The sequence below is a fragment of the Streptomyces sp. NPDC006529 genome, assembly GCF_040611795.1.
GTDB lineage: Bacteria > Actinomycetota > Actinomycetes > Streptomycetales > Streptomycetaceae > Streptomyces.
This window is the reverse complement of record NZ_JBEXPB010000061.1, coordinates 12,921-30,681: the sequence shown is the minus strand read 5'-3', so window position 1 is coordinate 30,681 and position 17,761 is coordinate 12,921. Positions and strand designations below refer to the sequence as shown.

Here is a 17,761-nt window from a genome sequence, read left to right as displayed (position 1 = left end):
GCCGGGGCCCGACCCCCCTCGCAAGGGGAGCCGGGCCCCGGCGCGTCCGGCGGTGGAGCGGTCAGCGCACGAACGTGCTCGCGTGGCCGGCCAGTTCGAGGAAGTACTGGGGCGCCACGCCCAGCACCACCGTCACCGCGACGCCCACCGCGATCGTGGTCATGGTCAGCACCGAGGGGACGGCCACGGTCGGGCCGTCGGCCTTCGGCTCGCTGAAGAACATCAGCACGATGACCCGGATGTAGAAGAACGCCGCGATGGCCGAGGAGATGACACCGACCACGACCAGCGCGCCCGCGCCGCCCTCGGCCGCCGCCTTGAAGACCGCAAACTTTCCGGCGAAGCCGGAGGTCAGCGGGATGCCGGCGAAGGCGAGCAGGAACACCGCGAACACGGCGGCCGTCAGCGGGGAACGGCGTCCCAGACCGGCCCACTTGGACAGGTGCGTGGCCTCGCCGCCCGCGTCGCGCACCAGCGTGACCACGGCGAAGGCGCCGATCGTCACGAAGGAGTACGCCGCCAGGTAGAAGAGGACGGAGGAGACGCCCTCCTTGGAGGTCGCGATCACACCGGCCAGGATGAAGCCCGCATGCGCGATCGAGGAGTAGGCCAGCAGCCGCTTCACGTCGGTCTGGGTGATCGCGATGACCGCGCCGGCCAGCATCGTGACGATCGCGACGCCCCACATCACCGGCCGCCAGTCCCACCGCAGGCCCGGCAGGACCACGTACAGCAGGCGCAGCAGCGCCCCGAAGGCCGCGACCTTCGTCGCCGCCGCCATGAAACCGGTGACCGGGGTCGGGGCGCCCTGGTAGACGTCCGGGGTCCACATGTGGAAGGGGACCGCGCCGACCTTGAACAGCAGCCCCATCAGGATCAGCGCGCCGCCGATCAGCAGCAGCGCGTCGTTGCCCATGGTGCCCGCGAGGGCCGGGTCGATCTGCTGGACGGTGCCGTCCACGACGTCCGCGATCACGGCGTAGGAGACGGAGCCCGCGTAGCCGTAGACGAGCGCGATGCCGAAGAGCAGGAAGGCGGAGGAGAAGGCGCCCAGCAGGAAGTACTTGACCGCGGCCTCCTGCGACATCAGCCGCTGGCGGCGGGCGAGGGCGCAGAGCAGGTAGAGCGGGAGGGAGAAGACCTCCAGCGCCACGAACAGGGTCAGCAGGTCGTCGGCCGCCGGGAAGATCAGCATCCCGGAGACCGCGAACAGCATCAGCGGGAACACCTCGGTGGTGGCGAAACCGGCCTTGACGGCGGCCTTTTCGCTGTCGCTGCCCGGGACCGACGCCGCCTGCGCGGCGAAGGAGTCCACCCGGCTGCCGTGGGCCGCCGGGTCCAGGCGCCGCTCGGCGAAGGTGAAGACGGCCACGACGGAGGCCAGCAGGATCGTGCCCTGGAGGAACAGCGCCGGTCCGTCCACGGCGACGGCGCCCATGGCGGCGACGTGCGCCTTGGCGGTGCCGTACCCGCCCGCGGCGAGCGCCACCACGGCCGCGAAGGCCGAGGCGAGCGCGGCGACGGTGAGGAACACCTGGGCGTGGTACCGGGCCTTGCGCGGTACGAACGCCTCGACGAGGACGCCGATCAGCGCGGCGCCCAGCACGATCAGCGTGGGCGAGAGCTGCGCGTACTCGATGTGCGGGGCCGGGATCTTGTCGATCGGATCGGCGGCCAGGGACCACAGGCCCACGGCGGTCGTGCTCACTTGGCGGCCTCCACGCTCTGTACCGGCACGGTGGGCTCGGGGTCCTTCTGGTTCACGTCGGACATGGTGTGCTTCACCGCCGGGTTGACGATCTCGGTCAGCGGCTTCGGGTAGACGCCGAGTCCGATGAGCAGGGCGATCAGCGGGGCGACCACCAGCACCTCGCGCAGGCGCAGGTCCGGCATGTGGCGGACCTCCTCCTTGAGCGGGCCGGTCATGGTGCGCTGGTAGAGGACCAGCGTGTAGAGCGCGGCCAGCACGATGCCGAAGGTGGCGATGATCCCGACGACCGGGTAGCGGGCGAAGGTGCCCACCAGGACCAGGAACTCGCTGACGAAGGGCGCGAGGCCCGGCAGCGAGAGGGTGGCCAGGCCGCCGATCAGGAAGGTCCCGGCGAGGACCGGGGCCACCTTCTGCACGCCGCCGTAGTCGGCGATGAGCCGCGAGCCGCGGCGCGAGATCAGGAATCCGGCGACCAGCATCAGCGCCGCCGTCGACAGGCCGTGGTTGACCATGTAGAGGGTGGCGCCGGACTGGCCCTGGGAGGTCATCGCGAAGATGCCCAGGATGATGAAGCCGAAGTGCGAGATCGAGGCGTAGGCGACCAGGCGCTTGATGTCCCGCTGGCCGACCGCGAGCAGCGCGCCGTAGACGATGCTGATCAGGGCCAGGACCAGGATGACCGGGGTGGCCCACTTGCTCGCCTCGGGGAAGAGGCCGAGGCAGAAGCGGAGCATCGCGAAGGTGCCGACCTTGTCGACGACCGCGGTGATCAGGACGGCCACCGGGGCGGTGGCTTCGCCCATCGCGTTGGGCAGCCAGGTGTGCAGCGGCCACAGCGGGGCCTTCACCGCGAAGGCGAAGAAGAAGCCGAGGAACAGCAGCCGTTCGGTGCCCTGGGACATGTCCAGGGTGCCGGCGGCCCGGGCTTCGACGATCTCCTGGAGGGAGAAGTTCCCGGCGACCACGTACAGCCCGACGACCGCGGCCAGCATGATGAGCCCGCCGGCCAGGTTGTAGAGGAGGAACTTGACCGCCGCGTACGAGCGCTGCGCGGCCGCGTTCTCGTCGGTCCCGGAGTGAGCCCGGTCCCCGAAGCCGCCGATGAGGAAGTACATCGGGATGAGCATGGCTTCGAAGAAGATGTAGAAGAGGAAGACGTCGGTGGCCTCGAAGGAGATGATCACCATCGCCTCGACCAGCAGGATCAGGGCGAAGAAGCCCTGGGTCGGCCGCCAGCGCGAAGAGTGCGTCTCAAGCGGGTCGGCGTCGTGCCAGCCCGCCGCGATCACGAAGGGGATCAGCAGGGCGGTGAGCGCGATGAGCGCCACCCCGATGCCGTCCACGCCGAGTTCGTAGCGGACGCCGAAGTCCTTGATCCAGGAGTGGGATTCGGTGAGCTGGTAGCGGTCGCCGCCCGGATCGAAGCGGACCGCGACGAGGGCGGCCAGCGCCAGCGTCGCCAGCGAGACCAGCAGCGCGAGCCACTTGGCGGCGGTCCTGCGGGCGGCCGGTACGGCCGCCGTCAGGATCGCGCCGACCGCGGGCAGCGCCGCCGTCGCCGTCAGAAGCGGGAAACTCATCTCACACCGCCCTCATCAGCAGGGTCGCGGCGATCAGGATCGCCGTGCCCCCGAACATCGAGACCGCGTAGCTGCGGGCGTAGCCGTTCTGGAGCTTGCGCAGCCGGCCCGACAGCCCGCCGACCGCGGCGGCCGTTCCGTTGACCACACCGTCGACGAGGCTGTGGTCGACGTAGACGAGCGAGCGGGTCAGGTGCTCGCCGCCGCGCACCAGCACGACGTGGTTGAAGTCGTCCTGGAGCAGGTCGCGCCGGGCGGCGCGGGTGAGCAACGAGCCGCGCGGGGCGACCACCGGGACGGGCCTGCGCCCGTACATCGCCCAGGCGATCGCGACGCCGACGACCAGCACCACCATGGTGGACAGGGTCACCGTCAGGGCGCTGACCGGCGGGTTCCCGTGCTCGTGCCCGGTGACGGGCTCCAGCCACTTCAGGAACCGGTCGCCGATCCCGAAGAAGCCGCCCGCGAAGACCGACCCGAAGGCCAGCACGATCATCGGGACGGTCATCGACTTCGGGGACTCGTGCGGGTGCGGCATGCGTCCGGCCGCGTGCTCGGCCGCGGGTTCGGCGCTGGGCACCGCGTCCGCGTCGGGCGCCGGCTGCCAGCGCTTCTCGCCGAAGAACGTCAGCAGCATCACGCGGGTCATGTAGAACGCGGTGATCGCGGCGCCCAGCAGGGCCACGCCGCCGAGGATCCAGCCCTCGGTGCCGCCCTTCGCGAAGGCCGCCTCGATGATGCGGTCCTTGGAGAAGAAGCCCGACAGGCCCGGGAAGCCGATGATGGCGAGGTAGCCGAGGCCGAAGGTGACGAAGGTGACCGGCATGTAGGTCCGCAGGCCGCCGTACTTGCGCATGTCGACCTCGTCGTTCATCCCGTGCATCACGGAACCCGCGCCGAGGAAGAGACCGGCCTTGAAGAAGCCGTGCGTCACCAGGTGCATGATCGCGAAGACGTAGCCGATGGGGCCGAGGCCCGCGGCCAGGATCATGTAGCCGATCTGCGACATCGTGGACCCGGCGAGGGCCTTCTTGATGTCGTCCTTCGCGCAACCGACGATCGCACCGAAGAGGAGCGTCACCGCGCCGACCACGACGACCGCGGTCTGCGCGTCCGGCGCCCCGTTGAAGATGGCGCCCGAGCGCACGATCAGGTAGACACCGGCGGTCACCATCGTCGCCGCGTGGATGAGGGCCGAGACCGGGGTCGGGCCCTCCATCGCGTCGCCGAGCCAGGACTGCAGCGGCACCTGGGCCGACTTGCCGCAGGCGGCGAGCAGCAGCATCAGGCCGATGGCCGTCAGCTTGCCCTCGGACGTGGCGTCCGCCGCACCCAGCACCGGGCCGAAGGCGAAGGTGCCGAAGGTGGTGAACATCAGCATGATGGCGATCGACAGGCCCATGTCGCCGACCCGGTTGACCAGGAAGGCCTTCTTCGCGGCGGTGGCCGCGCTGGGCTTGTGCTGCCAGAAGCCGATGAGCAGGTACGACGCCAGGCCGACGCCCTCCCACCCGACGTACAGCAGCAGGTAGTTGTCGGCGATGACCAGGAGCAGCATCGCCGCGAGGAAGAGGTTGAGGTAGCCGAAGAAGCGGCGGCGGCGCTCGTCGTGCTCCATGTACCCGATCGAGTACACGTGGATGAGCGTGCCGACGCCGGTGATCAGCAGGACGAAGGTCATCGACAGCTGGTCGAGCTGGAAGCCGAGGTCGGCCCGGAAGCCCTCCACCGGGATCCAGCTGAACAGCCGCTGGTGCATCGCCCGGTCCTCGGCGCCGCGGCCGAGCATGTCGGCGAAGAGCACCGCGCCGATCCCGAAGGACGCGGCGGCGAACAGGGTGCCGAGCAGGTGCCCGGCCTTGTCGAGCCGACGGCCGCCGCACAGCAGCACCGCCGCTCCGAGCAGGGGCGCCGCTACCAGCAGCGCGATCAGGTTCTCCACTGTGAGCGCCCCTTACAGCTTCATCAGGCTGGCGTCGTCGACCGAGGCCGAGTGGCGCGTACGGAACAGCGACACGATGATCGCGAGGCCCACCACGACCTCCGCGGCGGCGACGACCATCGTGAAGAAGGCGATGATCTGGCCGTCCAGGTTGCCGTGCATCCGGGAGAACGTCACGAAGGCCAGGTTGCAGGCGTTGAGCATCAGCTCGACGCACATGAACAGGACGATCGCGTTCCTGCGGACGAGCACGCCCGCCGCGCCGATGGTGAACAGCAGGGCGGCGAGGTAGAGGTAGTTGACGGGGTTCACTTCGATGCCTCCTCACGGCCGAGCCGCTCGGACGAGGCCTGCTCCAGCGCCTTCATGTCCTCCAGCGCCGTGCCGGACACGTCCCGGATCTGGCCCCGGGCGCGCAGGGTCTTGTTGACGGTCAGCTCGGACGGCGTGCCGTCCGGCAGCAGACCGGCGATGTCCACCGCGTTGTGCCGGGCGTAGACGCCGGGGGCGGGCAGCGGCGGGAGCTGGACGCCCTCGCGCACGCGCTTCTCGGCCAGCTCGCGCTGGGTCGCGGCGCGCTCGGTGCGCTCGCGGTGGGTGAGCACCATCGCGCCGACGGCCGCCGTGATGAGCAGCGCGCCGGTGATCTCGAAGGCGAACACGTACTTGGTGAAGATCAGCGTCGCCAGCCCCTCGACGTGGCCCGCGGAGTTGACCTTCTCCAGCCCGTTGAAGTGGTTCAAGGAGGCGTTGCGGATCCCGGCGATCAGCAGGATGCCGAAGCCGAGGCCGCACAGCAGGGCCAGCCAGCGCTGGCCCTTGAGGGTCTCCTTGAGCGAGTCGGCCGCGGTGACGCCGACGAGCATGACCACGAACAGGAAGAGCATCATGATCGCGCCGGTGTAGACGATGACCTGGACGACGCCCAGGAAGTACGCCCCGTTGGCGAGGTAGAAGACCGCCAGGACGATCATCGTCCCGGCCAGGCACAGTGCGCTGTGGACGGCCTTCTTCAGCAGGACCGTGCACAGCGCGCCGACCACGGCGACGGTGCCCAGGACCCAGAACTGCACGGCCTCACCGGTGGAGGTGAGCGAAGCGGCGGCCATGGCGTTCACGCGCCGACCCCCTCGGTGGCGTTCCCGTCGGCACTCTCGCCCTTGGAGACGGCGACCTGCCGGACCGTGCCCGGCGCGGCCTCCGTCACCAGCCCGCGGTAGTAGTCCTGGTCGTCCGTGCCCGGGAACACCGAGTGCGGGGCCTCGACCATGCCCTCCGTCAGACCGGCGAGGAGCTGCTCCTTGGTGTAGATGAGCGCCCCGCGGCTGGAGTCGGCCAGTTCGAACTCGTTCGTCATGGTCAGCGCCCGGGTGGGGCACGCCTCGACGCACAGCCCGCACAGGATGCAGCGGGCGTAGTTGATCTGGTAGACGCGGCCGTAGCGCTCGCCCGGGGAGTAGCGCTCCTCCTCGGTGTTGTCCGCGCCCTCCACGTAGATCGCGTCGGCGGGACAGGCCCAGGCGCACAGTTCGCACCCGATGCACTTCTCCAGACCGTCCGGATGGCGGTTGAGCTGGTGCCGTCCGTGGAAACGGGGAGCGGTGGTCTTGGGCTGCTCCGGGTACTGCTCGGTCAGCCGCTTCTTGAACATGGCCTTGAAGGTCACGCCGAAGCCGGCCACCGGGTTCTGCCACTTCTCGTTCTCGTCCGCGTCAGACATCCTCAGCACCCTCCTCTCGGTCACTGTCGGTATTCGGTCCGCCACTGACGATCAGCTCCCGCTCGCCGCGGGGCCGCCTGCGCGGTACGGGTGCCAGGGTCTGGCCGGGCTTCGGCGGGACCGGGAAGCCGCCCGCCAGCGGATCGAAGGGCTCGGCGTCGCTCGGGCCCGCCACCGCGGCCGCCTTCCCCTTGCGGTCGCGGAAGACGTCCACCACCAGGGAGAGCAGCAGGACCGCGACGACGCCCCCGCCGACGTACAGCACGATCTCCGAGAAGTCGTACCGCTCGTTGCGCAGCGCCCGCACCGTCGCCACGAGCATCAGCCAGACGACGGAGACCGGGATGAGGACCTTCCAGCCGAGCTTCATCAGCTGGTCGTAGCGCACGCGCGGGAGCGTGCCGCGCAGCCAGATGAAGAAGAACAGCAGCAACTGCACCTTCAGGACGAACCAGAGCATCGGCCACCAGCCGTGGTTCGCGCCCTCCCAGTACGTCGAGATCGGCGCCGGCGCCCGCCAGCCGCCCAGGAACAGGGTGGTCGCGACGGAGGAGACGGTGACCATGTTGACGTACTCGGCCAGCATGAACAGCGCGAACTTGATGGAGGAGTACTCGGTGTTGAAGCCGCCGACCAGGTCGCCCTCGGACTCCGGCATGTCGAAGGGGGCGCGGTTGGTCTCGCCCACCATCGTGACGACGTAGATGATGAAGGACACCGGCAGCAGCACGATGAACCAGCGGTCGCCCTGCGCCTCCACGATCTTCGAGGTCGACATCGACCCGGAGTAGAGGAACACCGAGGCGAAGGCCGCGCCCATCGCGATCTCGTACGAGATCATCTGCGCGCAGGAGCGCAGGCCGCCGAGCAGCGGGTACGTCGAGCCGGAGGACCAGCCCGCCAGCACGATGCCGTAGATCCCGACCGAGGCCACCGCGAGCACGTAGAGCATCGCGATCGGCAGGTCGGTGAGCTGCATCGTGGTGCGCTGGCCGAAGATCGAGACCTCGTTGCCGGAGGGCCCGAAGGGGATCACCGCGATGGCCATGAAGGCCGGTACCGCCGCGATGATCGGGGCCAGGATGTACACCACCTTGTCGGCCCGCTTGACGACGATGTCTTCCTTCAGCATCAGCTTGACGCCGTCGGCGAGCGACTGGAGGAAGCCCCAGGGGCCGTGCCGGTTGGGGCCGATGCGCAGCTGCATCCAGGCGACGACCTTGCGCTCCCACACGATGGAGAAGAGCACGGTCACCATCAGGAAGGCGAAGCAGAACACCGCCTTGATGACCACGAGCCACCAGACGTCCTTGCCGAACAGCGACAGGTCCTCGGCCGCCATCTGTACGCCTTGTACGCCGTTCACGCGTCCACCTCCGAAGTGGCGTCGCCGGTCTCGGCCCGCCGGGTCGCGGGGCCGATGCGGACCAGGGCGCCCGGGCGGGCGCCGGTGTCCGCGAGGACGCCGGAGCCGGTGGAGTTCAGCGGGAGCCAGACCACCCGGTCGGGCATCTCGGTGATCCGCAGGGGGAGTTCCACGGACCCGGCCGGACCGGTGACGGCGAGGACGTCACCGTTCTTGACCCCGGTCTCGGCGGCGGTGGCCGCCGACAGCCGGGCACCGGCCTCGTGCCGGGTGGCGGCCAGGGCCTCGTCGCCGTCCTGGAGCCGCCCCTGGTCCAGCAGCAGCCGGTGGCCCGCGAGGACCGCCTCGCCCGCTGCGGGCCGCGGCAGCGCCGCGGTGTCCGCGGCCTGCGCGCTCGCGCGGGCACCGGCCCACGGCCCGAGCCGGTCCAGCTCCCGGCGTACGGCGTGTACGTCGGCCAGCGCGATGGGCCGGTCGGCGGCGTCGGCCAGCATGTGCAGCACGCGGGCGTCGGCCGGAGCCAGCCTGCGGGTCATCTGGTCGGGCTTCAGGGAGGCCTCGAAGGGGCGGACCCTGCCCTCCCAGTTGATGAAGGCACCCGCCTTCTCGGCGACGGCCGCCACCGGGAAGACCACGTCCGCGTGGTCGGTGACCTCGCTCGGCCGCAGTTCCAGGGAGACCACGAAAGCCTCCTTGAGGGCTTCGCGGGCCCGCTCCGGGTCCGGCAGGTCCGTGACCTCGACGCCCGCGATCAGCAGGGCGCCCAGTTCGCGGCCCGCCGCGGCCTCGATGATCTGGCCGGTGTCGCGGCCGTAGCGGTGCGGGAGTTCGTCCAGCCCCCAGGCGGCGGCGACCTCCTCCCGGGCCCGCGGGTCGGTGGCCGGGCGGGCGCCCGGCAGCAGGGACGCCAGCGCGCCCGCCTCGACGGCGGCCCGCTCGCCGGCCCGGCGCGGGATCCACACCAGGCGGGCGCCGGTCGCGGTGGCCGCCCGTACGGCCGCGGTCAGCGCGCCGGGGACGGCCGCGAGCCGCTCGCCGACGACGATGACCGCGCCCGGCAGCCGCAGCGCTTCGGCGGCGGCCTGCCCGCCGTCCTCCAGCCCGGTGCCGGAGGCGAGGGCGTCGAGCCATTCCGGTTCGGTGCCGGGGGCCGCGGCCAGCAGGGTGCCGCCCGCCTTCTCCAGTCCGCGGGTGGCGAACGGCGCGAGGCCGAAGGTGCGCTGCTTGCGCTTGAGGTGCGCCTTGCGCAGCCGCAGGAAGACCCCGGGGGCCTCCTCCTCGGCCTCGATGCCGGCGAGCAGGACGGCGGGGGCCGCCTCCAGCGAGGTGTACGTGACGCCGCTGCCGTCGAGGTCCTTGCCGCGTCCGGCGACCGAGGAGGCCAGGAAGTCGGCCTCCTCCGCGCTGTGCACCCGGGCCCGGAAGTCGATGTCGTTGGTGTCCAGCACCACCCGCGCGAACTTGGCGTAGGCGTAGGCGTCCTCGACGGGCAGCCGCCCGCCGGTGAGCACCCCCGCCCGGCCGCGCGACGCGGACAGCCCGGCGGCCGCGGCGGCGAGGGCCTCGTGCCAGCTCGCCGGGGCGAGCACCCCGTCGGCGCCGCGCACCAGCGGGGTGGTGAGCCGGTCGGGGCGCTGCGCGTAGCGGAACCCGAAGCGGCCCTTGTCGCAGATCCACTCCTCGTTGACCTCGGGGTCCTCGGCCGCCAGGCGGCGCAGCACCTTGCCGCGCCGGTGGTCGGTGCGGGTCGCGCAGCCGCCCGCGCAGTGCTCGCACACGCTCGGGGAGGAGACCAGGTCGAAGGGGCGGGCACGGAACCGGTACGCGGCCGAGGTGAGGGCGCCGACCGGGCAGATCTGGATGGTGTTGCCGGAGAAGTACGACTCGAAGGGGTCGCCCTCCCCGGTGCCGACCTGCTGGAGCGCGCCGCGTTCCAGCAGCTCGATCATCGGGTCTCCGGCGACCTGGTTCGAGAAGCGGGTGCAGCGCGCGCACAGCACGCACCGCTCGCGGTCGAGCAGCACCTGCGCGGAGATCGGCACCGGCTTCTCGTAGGTGCGCTTCATGCCCTCGAAACGCGATTCGGCGTTGCCGTGGGACATCGCCTGGTTCTGCAGCGGGCACTCGCCGCCCTTGTCGCAGACCGGGCAGTCCAACGGGTGGTTGATGAGCAGCAGCTCCATCACCCCGCGCTGGGCCTTGTCGGCGACCGGCGAGGTCAGCTGCGTCTTGACGACCATGCCGTCGGTGCAGGTGATGGTGCAGGAGGCCATCGGCTTGCGCTGGCCCTCCACCTCGACGATGCACTGGCGGCAGGCGCCGGCCGGGTCGAGGAGCGGGTGGTCGCAGAACCGGGGGATCTCGACGCCGATCCGCTCGGCGGCCCGGATGACCAGGGTCCCCTTGGGCACCGACAGTTCGACGCCGTCGATGGTCAGGGAGACCGTGTCGTCGGCGGCCTTCGGCGGCCCCGCGGCCTCTCCGCCACCGGCGGGAGCGTTGCTGGTGACGGTCACGCGTTCACCTCCGTGTCAGCCCAGAGGGTCGACTTCTTGGGGTCGAAGGGGCAGCCCTTGCCCGTGATGTGCTGCTCGTACTCCGCGCGGAAGTACTTCAGCGAGGAGAAGATGGGGCTGGCCGCGCCGTCACCGAGCGCGCAGAACGACTTGCCGTTGATGTTGTCGGCGATGTCGTTCAGCTTGTCGAGGTCGGACATGACGCCCTTGCCCGCCTCGATGTCGCGCAGCAACTGGACCAGCCAGTACGTGCCCTCGCGGCAGGGGGTGCACTTGCCGCAGGACTCGTGCGCGTAGAACTCGGTCCAGCGGGTGACGGCCCGCACCACGCAGGTCGTCTCGTCGAAGCACTGCAGCGCCTTGGTGCCCAGCATGGAACCGGCCGCGCCCACGCCCTCGTAGTCGAGGGGCACGTCCAGGTGCTCCTCGGTGAACATGGGGGTGGAGGAGCCGCCCGGGGTCCAGAACTTCAGCCGGTGCCCGGGGCGCATGCCGCCGCTCATGTCGAGCAGCTGGCGCAGGGTGATGCCGAGGGGGGCCTCGTACTGGCCGGGACCCACGACGTGCCCGCTGAGCGAATACAGCGTGAAACCGGGGGACTTCTCGGTCCCCATCGACTTGAACCAGTCCTTGCCCCGGTTCAGGATCGCGGGAACCGACGCGATGGACTCGACGTTGTTCACCACGGTGGGGCACGCGTAGAGCCCCTCGACGGCCGGGAAGGGGGGGCGCAGCCGGGGCTGGCCACGCCTGCCTTCGAGCGAGTCGAGGAGCGCTGTCTCCTCACCGCAGATGTACGCGCCCGCGCCCGCGTGGACCGTCAGCTCCAGGTCCAAGCCGCTGCCGAGGACGTCCTTGCCGAGGTAGCCCGCCGCGTACGCCTCCCGCACGGCCTCGTGCAGGCGGCGCAGGACGGGGACCGTCTCGCCGCGCAGGTAGATGAAGGCGTGCTGCGAGCGGATGGCGTAACAGGCGATCACGATGCCCTCGATGAGGGAGTGCGGGTTGGCGAAGAGCAGCGGGATGTCCTTGCAGGTCCCCGGCTCCGACTCGTCCGCGTTCACGACCAGGTAGTGCGGCTTGCCGTCGCCCTGCGGAATGAACTGCCACTTCATTCCGGTGGGGAAGCCGGCGCCGCCGCGTCCGCGCAGCCCCGAGTCCTTCACGTAGGCGATCAGGTCGTCCGGGGTCATCGCGAGCGCCTTGCGCAGGCCCTCGTAGCCGTCGTGGCGCCGGTAGGTCTCCAGCGTCCACGACCGCGGCTCGTCCCAGAAGGCCGAGAGCACAGGGGCCAGCAGCTTCTCCGGGCTGGTGCCGTTCTCGTTCAGTTCGGTGGTCACCGTCATCACTCCCCCTCCTCGGCGCTCGCCTCGGCGCGCGGGTGGACGACCTTGCCGCTCTGGTGCGGGACCTCGCCGCGCGCGATCCGCAGACCGATCAGCGAGGCGGGGCCCGCGCCGCCACTGGCCTCCACGGCACCGGGGCGCTCGTCCGGGAACCCGGCCAGGATCCGGGCCGTCTCCTTGTACGTGCACAGCGGCGCGCCCCGGGTCGGCTGCACCGGGCGGCCCGCGAGCAGGTCGTCGACCAGGGCCTTCGCGGACTCGGGGGTCTGGTTGTCGAAGAACTCCCAGTTGACCATCACCACGGGCGCGAAGTCGCAGGCCGCGTTGCACTCGATGTGCTCCAGCGTGACCTTGCCGTCGTCGGTGGTCTCGTTGTTGCCGACGCCCAGGTGCTGCTTCAGCTCGTCGAAGATGGCGTCGCCGCCCATGACCGCGCACAGGGTGTTCGTACAGACCCCGACCTGGTAGTCGCCCGAGGGCTTGCGGCGGTACATCGTGTAGAAGGTGGCGACGGCGGTGACCTCGGCGGTGGTCAGGCCCAGCACCTCGGCGCAGAACCGGATGGCGGTGCGCGAGACGTACCCCTCCTCGGACTGCGTGAGGTGCAGCAGCGGCAGCAGCGCGGAGCGGCTGTCGGGGTAGCGGGCGATGACTTCCTTCGCGTCCGCTTCGAGCCGGGCGCGCACCTCGGCCGGGTAGTCGGGGGCCGGCAGCTGGGGCATGCCCAGGCTGGTCGACTGGCTGGCGCTCATCGGTCGACGCCTCCCATCACGGGGTCGATGGAGGCGACGGCCACGATGACGTCGGCGACCTGGCCGCCCTCGCACATCGCCGCCATGGCCTGCAGGTTGGTGAAGGACGGGTCGCGGAAGTGGACCCGGTAGGGGCGGGTGCCGCCGTCGGAGACGACGTGGGCGCCCAGTTCGCCCCTGGGCGACTCGACGGCCGCGTAGACCTGGCCGGCCGGTACCCGGAAGCCCTCGGTCACCAGCTTGAAGTGGTGGATGAGGGCCTCCATGGAGGTGCCCATGATGTTCTTGATGTGGTCGAGCGAGTTGCCGAGGCCGTCGGGTCCCATCGCGAGCTGCGCGGGCCAGGCGATCTTCTTGTCGGCGACCATGACCGGGCCCGGCTCCAGGCGGTCCAGGCACTGCTCGATGATCCGCAGCGACTGGCGCATCTCTTCGAGGCGGATCAGGAACCGGCCGTAGGAGTCGCAGGACTCGGTGGTCGGGACGTCGAACTCGTACTCCTCGTACCCGCAGTACGGGTCGCTCTTGCGCAGGTCGTGCGGCAGGCCCGCCGAGCGCAGCACCGGGCCGGTCGCGCCGAGCGCCATGCAGCCGGTGAGGTCGAGGTAGCCGACGTCCTGCATGCGGGCCTTGAAGATGGGGTTGCCGGTGGCGAGCTTGTCGTACTCCGGCAGGTTCTTCTTCATGGTCTTCAGGAAGTCGCGCAGCTGGTCCATGGCGCCCGGGGGCAGGTCCTGGGCGAGGCCGCCGGGGCGGATGAACGCGTGGTTCATGCGCAGGCCGGTGATCAGCTCGAAGAGGTCCAGGATCAGTTCGCGGTCGCGGAAGCCGTAGATCATGATCGTGGTCGCGCCGAGCTCCATGCCGCCGGTGGCGATGCACACCAGGTGCGAGGAGAGCCGGTTCAGCTCCATCAGCAGGACGCGGATGGTGGTGGCGCGGTCGGGGATCTGGTCCGTGATGCCGAGGAGCTTCTCGACGCCCAGGCAGTAGGCCGCCTCGTTGAAGAACGGCGTCAGGTAGTCCATGCGCGTCACGAAGGTGGTGCCCTGCGTCCAGTTCCGGAATTCGAGGTTCTTCTCGATGCCGGTGTGCAGGTAGCCGATGCCGCAGCGGGCCTCGGTGACCGTCTCGCCGTCGATCTCCAGGATCAGCCGCAGCACGCCGTGCGTGGACGGGTGCTGGGGACCCATGTTGACGATGATCCGCTCGTCGTCGGCGCGGGCGGCCGACTGCACAACCTCGTCCCAGTCGCCGCCGGTGACGGTGTAGACGGTTCCCTCGGTGGTCTCGCGGGGGGAGGCGTGGGACGTCTCAGGTGAAGTGGACATCAGCTGTACGACCTCCGCTGGTCGGGAGCCGGGATCTGGGCACCCTTGTACTCGACGGGAATGCCGCCGAGCGGGTAGTCCTTGCGCTGCGGGAAGCCCTGCCAGTCGTCCGGCATCATGATCCGGGTGAGGGCCGGGTGCCCGTCGAAGACCAGGCCGAAGAAGTCGTACGCCTCGCGCTCGTGCCAGTCGTTGGTCGGGTAGACCGACACCAGCGACGGGACGTGCGGGTCGCGGTCCGGGACCGCGACCTCCAGGCGCACCACCCGGCCGTGGGTGAGCGAGCGCAGGTGGTAGACGGCGTGCAGCTCGCGGCCCTTGTCGTCGGGGAAGTGCACGCCCGAGACGCCGGTGCACAGTTCGAAGCGCAGGGCCGGGTCGTCGCGCAGGGTGGAGGCCACCCGCAGCAGGTGCTCGCGGGCGATGTGGAAGGTGAGTTCGCCGCGGTCGACGACCGTCTTCTCGATGGCGTTCTCCGGGAGCAGGTCCTGCTCCTCCAGGGCGCCTTCGAGCTCGTCGGCGACCTCGTCGAAGTACGAGCCGTACGGGCGGCTGCTCGCGCCCGGGAAGGCCACGGTGCGCACGAGGCCGCCGTAGCCGCTGGTGTCGGCGCCGTCCGCGGCCCCGAACATGCCCTTGCGGACGCCGATGACCTCGTCCGCGGCCCCGCCGCGCGGGACGGGGACGTTCGCGGTCCCCCCGGGCTCTTCGTTCGTGGCGCCGTTCGCCGCGTCGTTCGTCGCGCTCACCGGAGCAGCCCCTTCATCTCGATGGTGGGGAGCGCCTTGAGGGCCGCTTCCTCCGCCTCGCGGGCCGCCTCCTGCTGGTTCACACCGAGCTTGGAACCCTGGATCTTCTGGTGGAGCTTGAGGATCGCGTCCATCAGCATCTCGGGGCGGGGCGGGCAGCCGGGCAGATAGATGTCCACGGGGACGATGTGGTCGACGCCCTGGACAATTGCGTAGTTGTTGAACATTCCACCCGATGATGCGCAAACCCCCATGGAAATGACCCACTTGGGAGACGGCATCTGGTCGTACACCTGCCGCAGCACGGGCGCCATCTTCTGGCTCACCCGGCCGGCCACGATCATCAGGTCGGCCTGGCGCGGCGAACCCCGGAAGACCTCCATGCCGAAGCGGGCCAGGTCGTACCGGCCCGCTCCGGTGGTCATCATCTCGATGGCGCAGCACGCGAGGCCGAACGTGGCCGGGAAGACGGATGACTTGCGCACCCAGCCCGCGGCCTGTTCGACGGTGGTCAGCAGAAAGCCGCTCGGCAGCTTCTCTTCCAGTCCCATGGAAAATTCAGCCCCTCAGTCCCATTCCAGGCCGCCCCGCCGCCATACGTACGCGTAGGCGACGAAGACGGTGAGCACGAAGAGCAGCATCTCGACGAGCCCGAAGATCCCCAGGGAGTCGAAGGTGACGGCCCAGGGGTAGAGGAAGACAACCTCGATGTCGAAGACGATGAAGAGCATCGCCGTCAGGTAGTACTTGATCGGGAAGCGACCACCGCCGGCCGGGACCGGGGTGGGTTCGATCCCGCATTCGTAGGCGTCGAGCTTTGCCCGGTTGTACCGTTTTGGGCCGATCAGCGTGGCCATGACCACGGAGAAGATCGCAAACCCTGCGCCGAGGGCGCCGAGCACGAGGATGGGTGCGTACGCATTCACGCTCCTCGCTCCTTCCAGTCGTCCTTGACCGTTGGACCGCCGCACCGGCGCACTGTCCCGCCTCGCGAAGATCACGCCGTGGAGCGAGCGCATGCATGTGAGGCAGTTCACAAGCCGGACTGGTGCGCATCTTATGCCCGGTGGTCTGTGATCTGCGACACGGGTAACAACAACGAGTTTGTGATCTCCACCACCAGGCGAACGATCATGAAGCCCACTGAGTGGTGATCTTCATACGCGAAGCATCCACATGATCACCAAAGGTGACATCTGGGCCTGTCGCCGCAGGTGGAAGGGGTGTTGCTCTATCAACGGTGCCCGCTGCACGCAAATTGGCGAGGAGGCAGGGCGGGGTGATAAAGGAAAGCCGCGTAACCCCGCCGGGGGACCCTCCGGGGACGGCGGTGGACGCGTGCATCCGTTCACGAACTCCGTGCGCGCATCACGGGCGGGTCACGACGTCCGCACGACGTGACGGTTCTGTGACCTGCGCCACACCCGCACTCCCCGCCGGGAAAGGGGGCTTGGCCATCTGTGCGGGTCGATGGTAGCCACGTGATCAATTCGGACTTATTGGCGAAAGCCCATGATCACAGGCTTGCGGCCGAGTGTCCGGTTCGCCCGTTACGGCGTCAATAAGGCCCGTGGCGCGCCCGGTTAAACCTCTTCCGGAGCAACTGTGGCGCAGACCACCTTTCTTGATGCGAACCACAACCCCCTGATACCGGTTGTCCCTATGTCCCACACCGCTCACATACCCAGCCACCGGAAGCCCCGCCGCAGCGCTTCGAAGCTCGCGGTCCGCGCCGGAGTTGCCGGTGGCGTTCTCAGCACGCTGGCGATGGCCGGCACGGCGAGCGCGTCCCCCGCCGCCGAACCCGCCACCGAGACCACCCTCGAGATGCCGGTCCTGAACCTGGACCTCGGTTCCGAGGTGTCCTCCGCCGTCATCAAGGCCGCGGACAACACCCGTGCCCAGGCTCTCGTGGGCGAACTGACCGCCCAGGAGGAGACGGCCCGCACCGGCGCCGCCGCCGAGGCCAAGCTCGCCAAGGCCGACGCACAGGCGAAGGCCGACGCGGAGAAGAAGGCCACGGACGAGGCCAACCGCAAGGCCGAGGCCGAGCGCGCCAACCGCAGCTCCGCCCGCACGCAGCTCGCGAGCGCCTCCGGCTCGTCCTCCTCCTCCGGCTCCTCGGCGGACTCCGACGACTCGGGCGTCCGCGCCCCGGCGACCGGTTCCGCCTCGGCCATCATCAACTTCGCCCGCAACCAGGTCGGCAAGGCGTACGTCATGGGCGGCACCGGCCCGTCCTCGTTCGACTGCTCCGGTCTCGTGCAGGCCGCCTACCGCCAGGCCGGCATCTCCCTGCCGCGCATGTCGCAGGACCAGTCCTCCGAGGGCACGTCCGTCTCGCTGAGCAACCTCCAGCCGGGCGACGTCCTGTACTGGGGCAGCCGCGGCAGCGCCTACCACGTCGCCATCTACAGCGGCGGCGGCAAGTTCATCGGCGCGCAGAACTCCGGCACGGGCATCGTCGAGCGCTCGCTGAGCTACGACCCGCCGACCGGCGCCGTCCGCATTCTCTGATCCGACCGGATCGGACCGCAGGACCAGCGCCACCGCCGGCATCGAGGTCGGCACCGGGACCGCCGGAAGCCGGTACTCCCCCGCTCGGGGGGCGAGTACCGGCTTCCGTGCGGCACCGGTGCCCGGCTGACGACCCGTCTCACCGCCTGCTGGGCCCCACGGGGGCCCGGGGGCCCCTCGCGCACCCTGCCGCCGCCGTGACGGCCTTCAAGGCCCCTCGGGCGCCTCTCG

The 17,761-nt window shown here is 70.1% G+C and carries 15 protein-coding genes; 1 reads left to right on the top strand and 14 read right to left on the bottom strand.

Annotation, left to right across the window (positions count from 1 at the left end; translation table 11 throughout):
- Positions 1–61: 61 nt before the first annotated feature.
- From nuoN to ABZY31_RS28425, 14 genes are read right to left on the bottom strand one after another with little or no spacing between them, the layout of a single operon-like run.
- Positions 62–1,708: an NADH-quinone oxidoreductase subunit NuoN gene (nuoN, locus tag ABZY31_RS28490; protein ID WP_356415829.1), complete on the bottom strand. Its 1,647-nt coding sequence runs from the start codon at positions 1,706–1,708 to the stop codon at positions 62–64.
- On the bottom strand, positions 1,705–3,291 hold the full coding sequence (locus tag ABZY31_RS28485; protein WP_356415826.1) for an NADH-quinone oxidoreductase subunit M: 1,587 nt from the start codon (positions 3,289–3,291) through the stop codon (positions 1,705–1,707). Before ABZY31_RS28485 ends, nuoN begins: the two co-directional genes overlap by 4 nt.
- A 1-nt stretch (position 3,292) precedes the next feature.
- Positions 3,293–5,233 carry an NADH-quinone oxidoreductase subunit L gene (gene nuoL, locus ABZY31_RS28480; RefSeq protein ID WP_356415823.1) on the bottom strand — a complete coding sequence of 647 codons (1,941 nt, stop codon included), beginning with the start codon at positions 5,231–5,233 and terminating at the stop codon, positions 3,293–3,295.
- A 12-nt stretch (positions 5,234–5,245) separates the two neighbouring features.
- Positions 5,246–5,545, bottom strand: a complete 300-nt coding sequence (gene nuoK / locus ABZY31_RS28475) for an NADH-quinone oxidoreductase subunit NuoK (protein ID WP_356415820.1) — start codon at positions 5,543–5,545, stop codon at positions 5,246–5,248.
- Complete coding sequence (locus ABZY31_RS28470) at positions 5,542–6,342, bottom strand: NADH-quinone oxidoreductase subunit J (RefSeq protein WP_356415835.1); 801 nt, start codon at positions 6,340–6,342, stop codon at positions 5,542–5,544. The genes nuoK and ABZY31_RS28470 overlap by 4 nt, the downstream gene beginning before the upstream one ends.
- 5 nt (positions 6,343–6,347) lie before the next feature.
- A complete protein-coding gene (gene nuoI / locus ABZY31_RS28465; RefSeq protein ID WP_356415818.1) occupies positions 6,348–6,953 on the bottom strand; it encodes an NADH-quinone oxidoreductase subunit NuoI in 606 nt (201 codons plus the stop codon).
- The gene (gene nuoH / locus ABZY31_RS28460; protein WP_356415832.1) at positions 6,946–8,295 is read right to left on the bottom strand and encodes an NADH-quinone oxidoreductase subunit NuoH; all 1,350 of its coding nucleotides are present in this window, start codon (positions 8,293–8,295) and stop codon (positions 6,946–6,948) included. The genes nuoI and nuoH overlap by 8 nt, the downstream gene beginning before the upstream one ends.
- 20 nt (positions 8,296–8,315) lie before the next feature.
- Positions 8,316–10,835, bottom strand: coding sequence for an NADH-quinone oxidoreductase subunit G (locus ABZY31_RS28455; RefSeq protein WP_356415815.1), 2,520 nt, complete (start codon positions 10,833–10,835; stop codon positions 8,316–8,318).
- Positions 10,832–12,181 (bottom strand): NADH-quinone oxidoreductase subunit NuoF, encoded by a 1,350-nt coding sequence (gene nuoF / locus ABZY31_RS28450; RefSeq protein ID WP_356415812.1) that lies wholly within the window; start codon positions 12,179–12,181, stop codon positions 10,832–10,834. Before nuoF ends, ABZY31_RS28455 begins: the two co-directional genes overlap by 4 nt.
- Entirely contained in the window at positions 12,181–12,933 is a 753-nt protein-coding gene (gene nuoE / locus ABZY31_RS28445; protein WP_356415809.1) for an NADH-quinone oxidoreductase subunit NuoE, read from the bottom strand. Before nuoE ends, nuoF begins: the two co-directional genes overlap by 1 nt.
- The gene (locus ABZY31_RS28440; RefSeq protein ID WP_356415807.1) at positions 12,930–14,264 is read right to left on the bottom strand and encodes an NADH-quinone oxidoreductase subunit D; all 1,335 of its coding nucleotides are present in this window, start codon (positions 14,262–14,264) and stop codon (positions 12,930–12,932) included. The genes nuoE and ABZY31_RS28440 overlap by 4 nt, the downstream gene beginning before the upstream one ends.
- A complete protein-coding gene (locus ABZY31_RS28435) occupies positions 14,264–15,013 on the bottom strand; it encodes an NADH-quinone oxidoreductase subunit C (protein WP_356415804.1) in 750 nt (249 codons plus the stop codon). Before ABZY31_RS28435 ends, ABZY31_RS28440 begins: the two co-directional genes overlap by 1 nt.
- Positions 15,010–15,564 (bottom strand): NADH-quinone oxidoreductase subunit B family protein, encoded by a 555-nt coding sequence (locus tag ABZY31_RS28430; protein ID WP_330331952.1) that lies wholly within the window; start codon positions 15,562–15,564, stop codon positions 15,010–15,012. Before ABZY31_RS28430 ends, ABZY31_RS28435 begins: the two co-directional genes overlap by 4 nt.
- 15 nt (positions 15,565–15,579) lie before the next feature.
- Positions 15,580–15,939 (bottom strand): NADH-quinone oxidoreductase subunit A, encoded by a 360-nt coding sequence (locus tag ABZY31_RS28425; RefSeq protein ID WP_283452259.1) that lies wholly within the window; start codon positions 15,937–15,939, stop codon positions 15,580–15,582.
- A 736-nt stretch (positions 15,940–16,675) separates the two neighbouring features.
- Between ABZY31_RS28425 and ABZY31_RS28420 the strand changes: the two genes are divergently transcribed.
- Positions 16,676–17,530 (top strand): C40 family peptidase, encoded by an 855-nt coding sequence (locus tag ABZY31_RS28420; RefSeq protein WP_356415802.1) that lies wholly within the window; start codon positions 16,676–16,678, stop codon positions 17,528–17,530.
- Positions 17,531–17,761: the final 231 nt, after the last annotated feature.

What these genes read in the sequence shown, in the direction of transcription:
- ABZY31_RS28420 (WP_356415802.1), top strand. Translation starts at nt 16,676, where the DNA reads ATGTCCCACACCGCTCACATACCCAGCCACCGGAAGCCCCGCCGCAGC.
- ABZY31_RS28470 (WP_356415835.1), bottom strand. Translation starts at nt 6,342, where the DNA reads ATGGCCGCCGCTTCGCTCACCTCCACCGGTGAGGCCGTGCAGTTCTGG.
- nuoF (WP_356415812.1), bottom strand. Translation starts at nt 12,181, where the DNA reads ATGACGGTGACCACCGAACTGAACGAGAACGGCACCAGCCCGGAGAAG.
- nuoI (WP_356415818.1), bottom strand. Translation starts at nt 6,953, where the DNA reads ATGTCTGACGCGGACGAGAACGAGAAGTGGCAGAACCCGGTGGCCGGC.
- ABZY31_RS28430 (WP_330331952.1), bottom strand. Translation starts at nt 15,564, where the DNA reads ATGGGACTGGAAGAGAAGCTGCCGAGCGGCTTTCTGCTGACCACCGTC.
- nuoE (WP_356415809.1), bottom strand. Translation starts at nt 12,933, where the DNA reads ATGAGCGCCAGCCAGTCGACCAGCCTGGGCATGCCCCAGCTGCCGGCC.
- ABZY31_RS28485 (WP_356415826.1), bottom strand. Translation starts at nt 3,291, where the DNA reads ATGAGTTTCCCGCTTCTGACGGCGACGGCGGCGCTGCCCGCGGTCGGC.
- nuoH (WP_356415832.1), bottom strand. Translation starts at nt 8,295, where the DNA reads ATGGCGGCCGAGGACCTGTCGCTGTTCGGCAAGGACGTCTGGTGGCTC.
- ABZY31_RS28440 (WP_356415807.1), bottom strand. Translation starts at nt 14,264, where the DNA reads ATGTCCACTTCACCTGAGACGTCCCACGCCTCCCCCCGCGAGACCACC.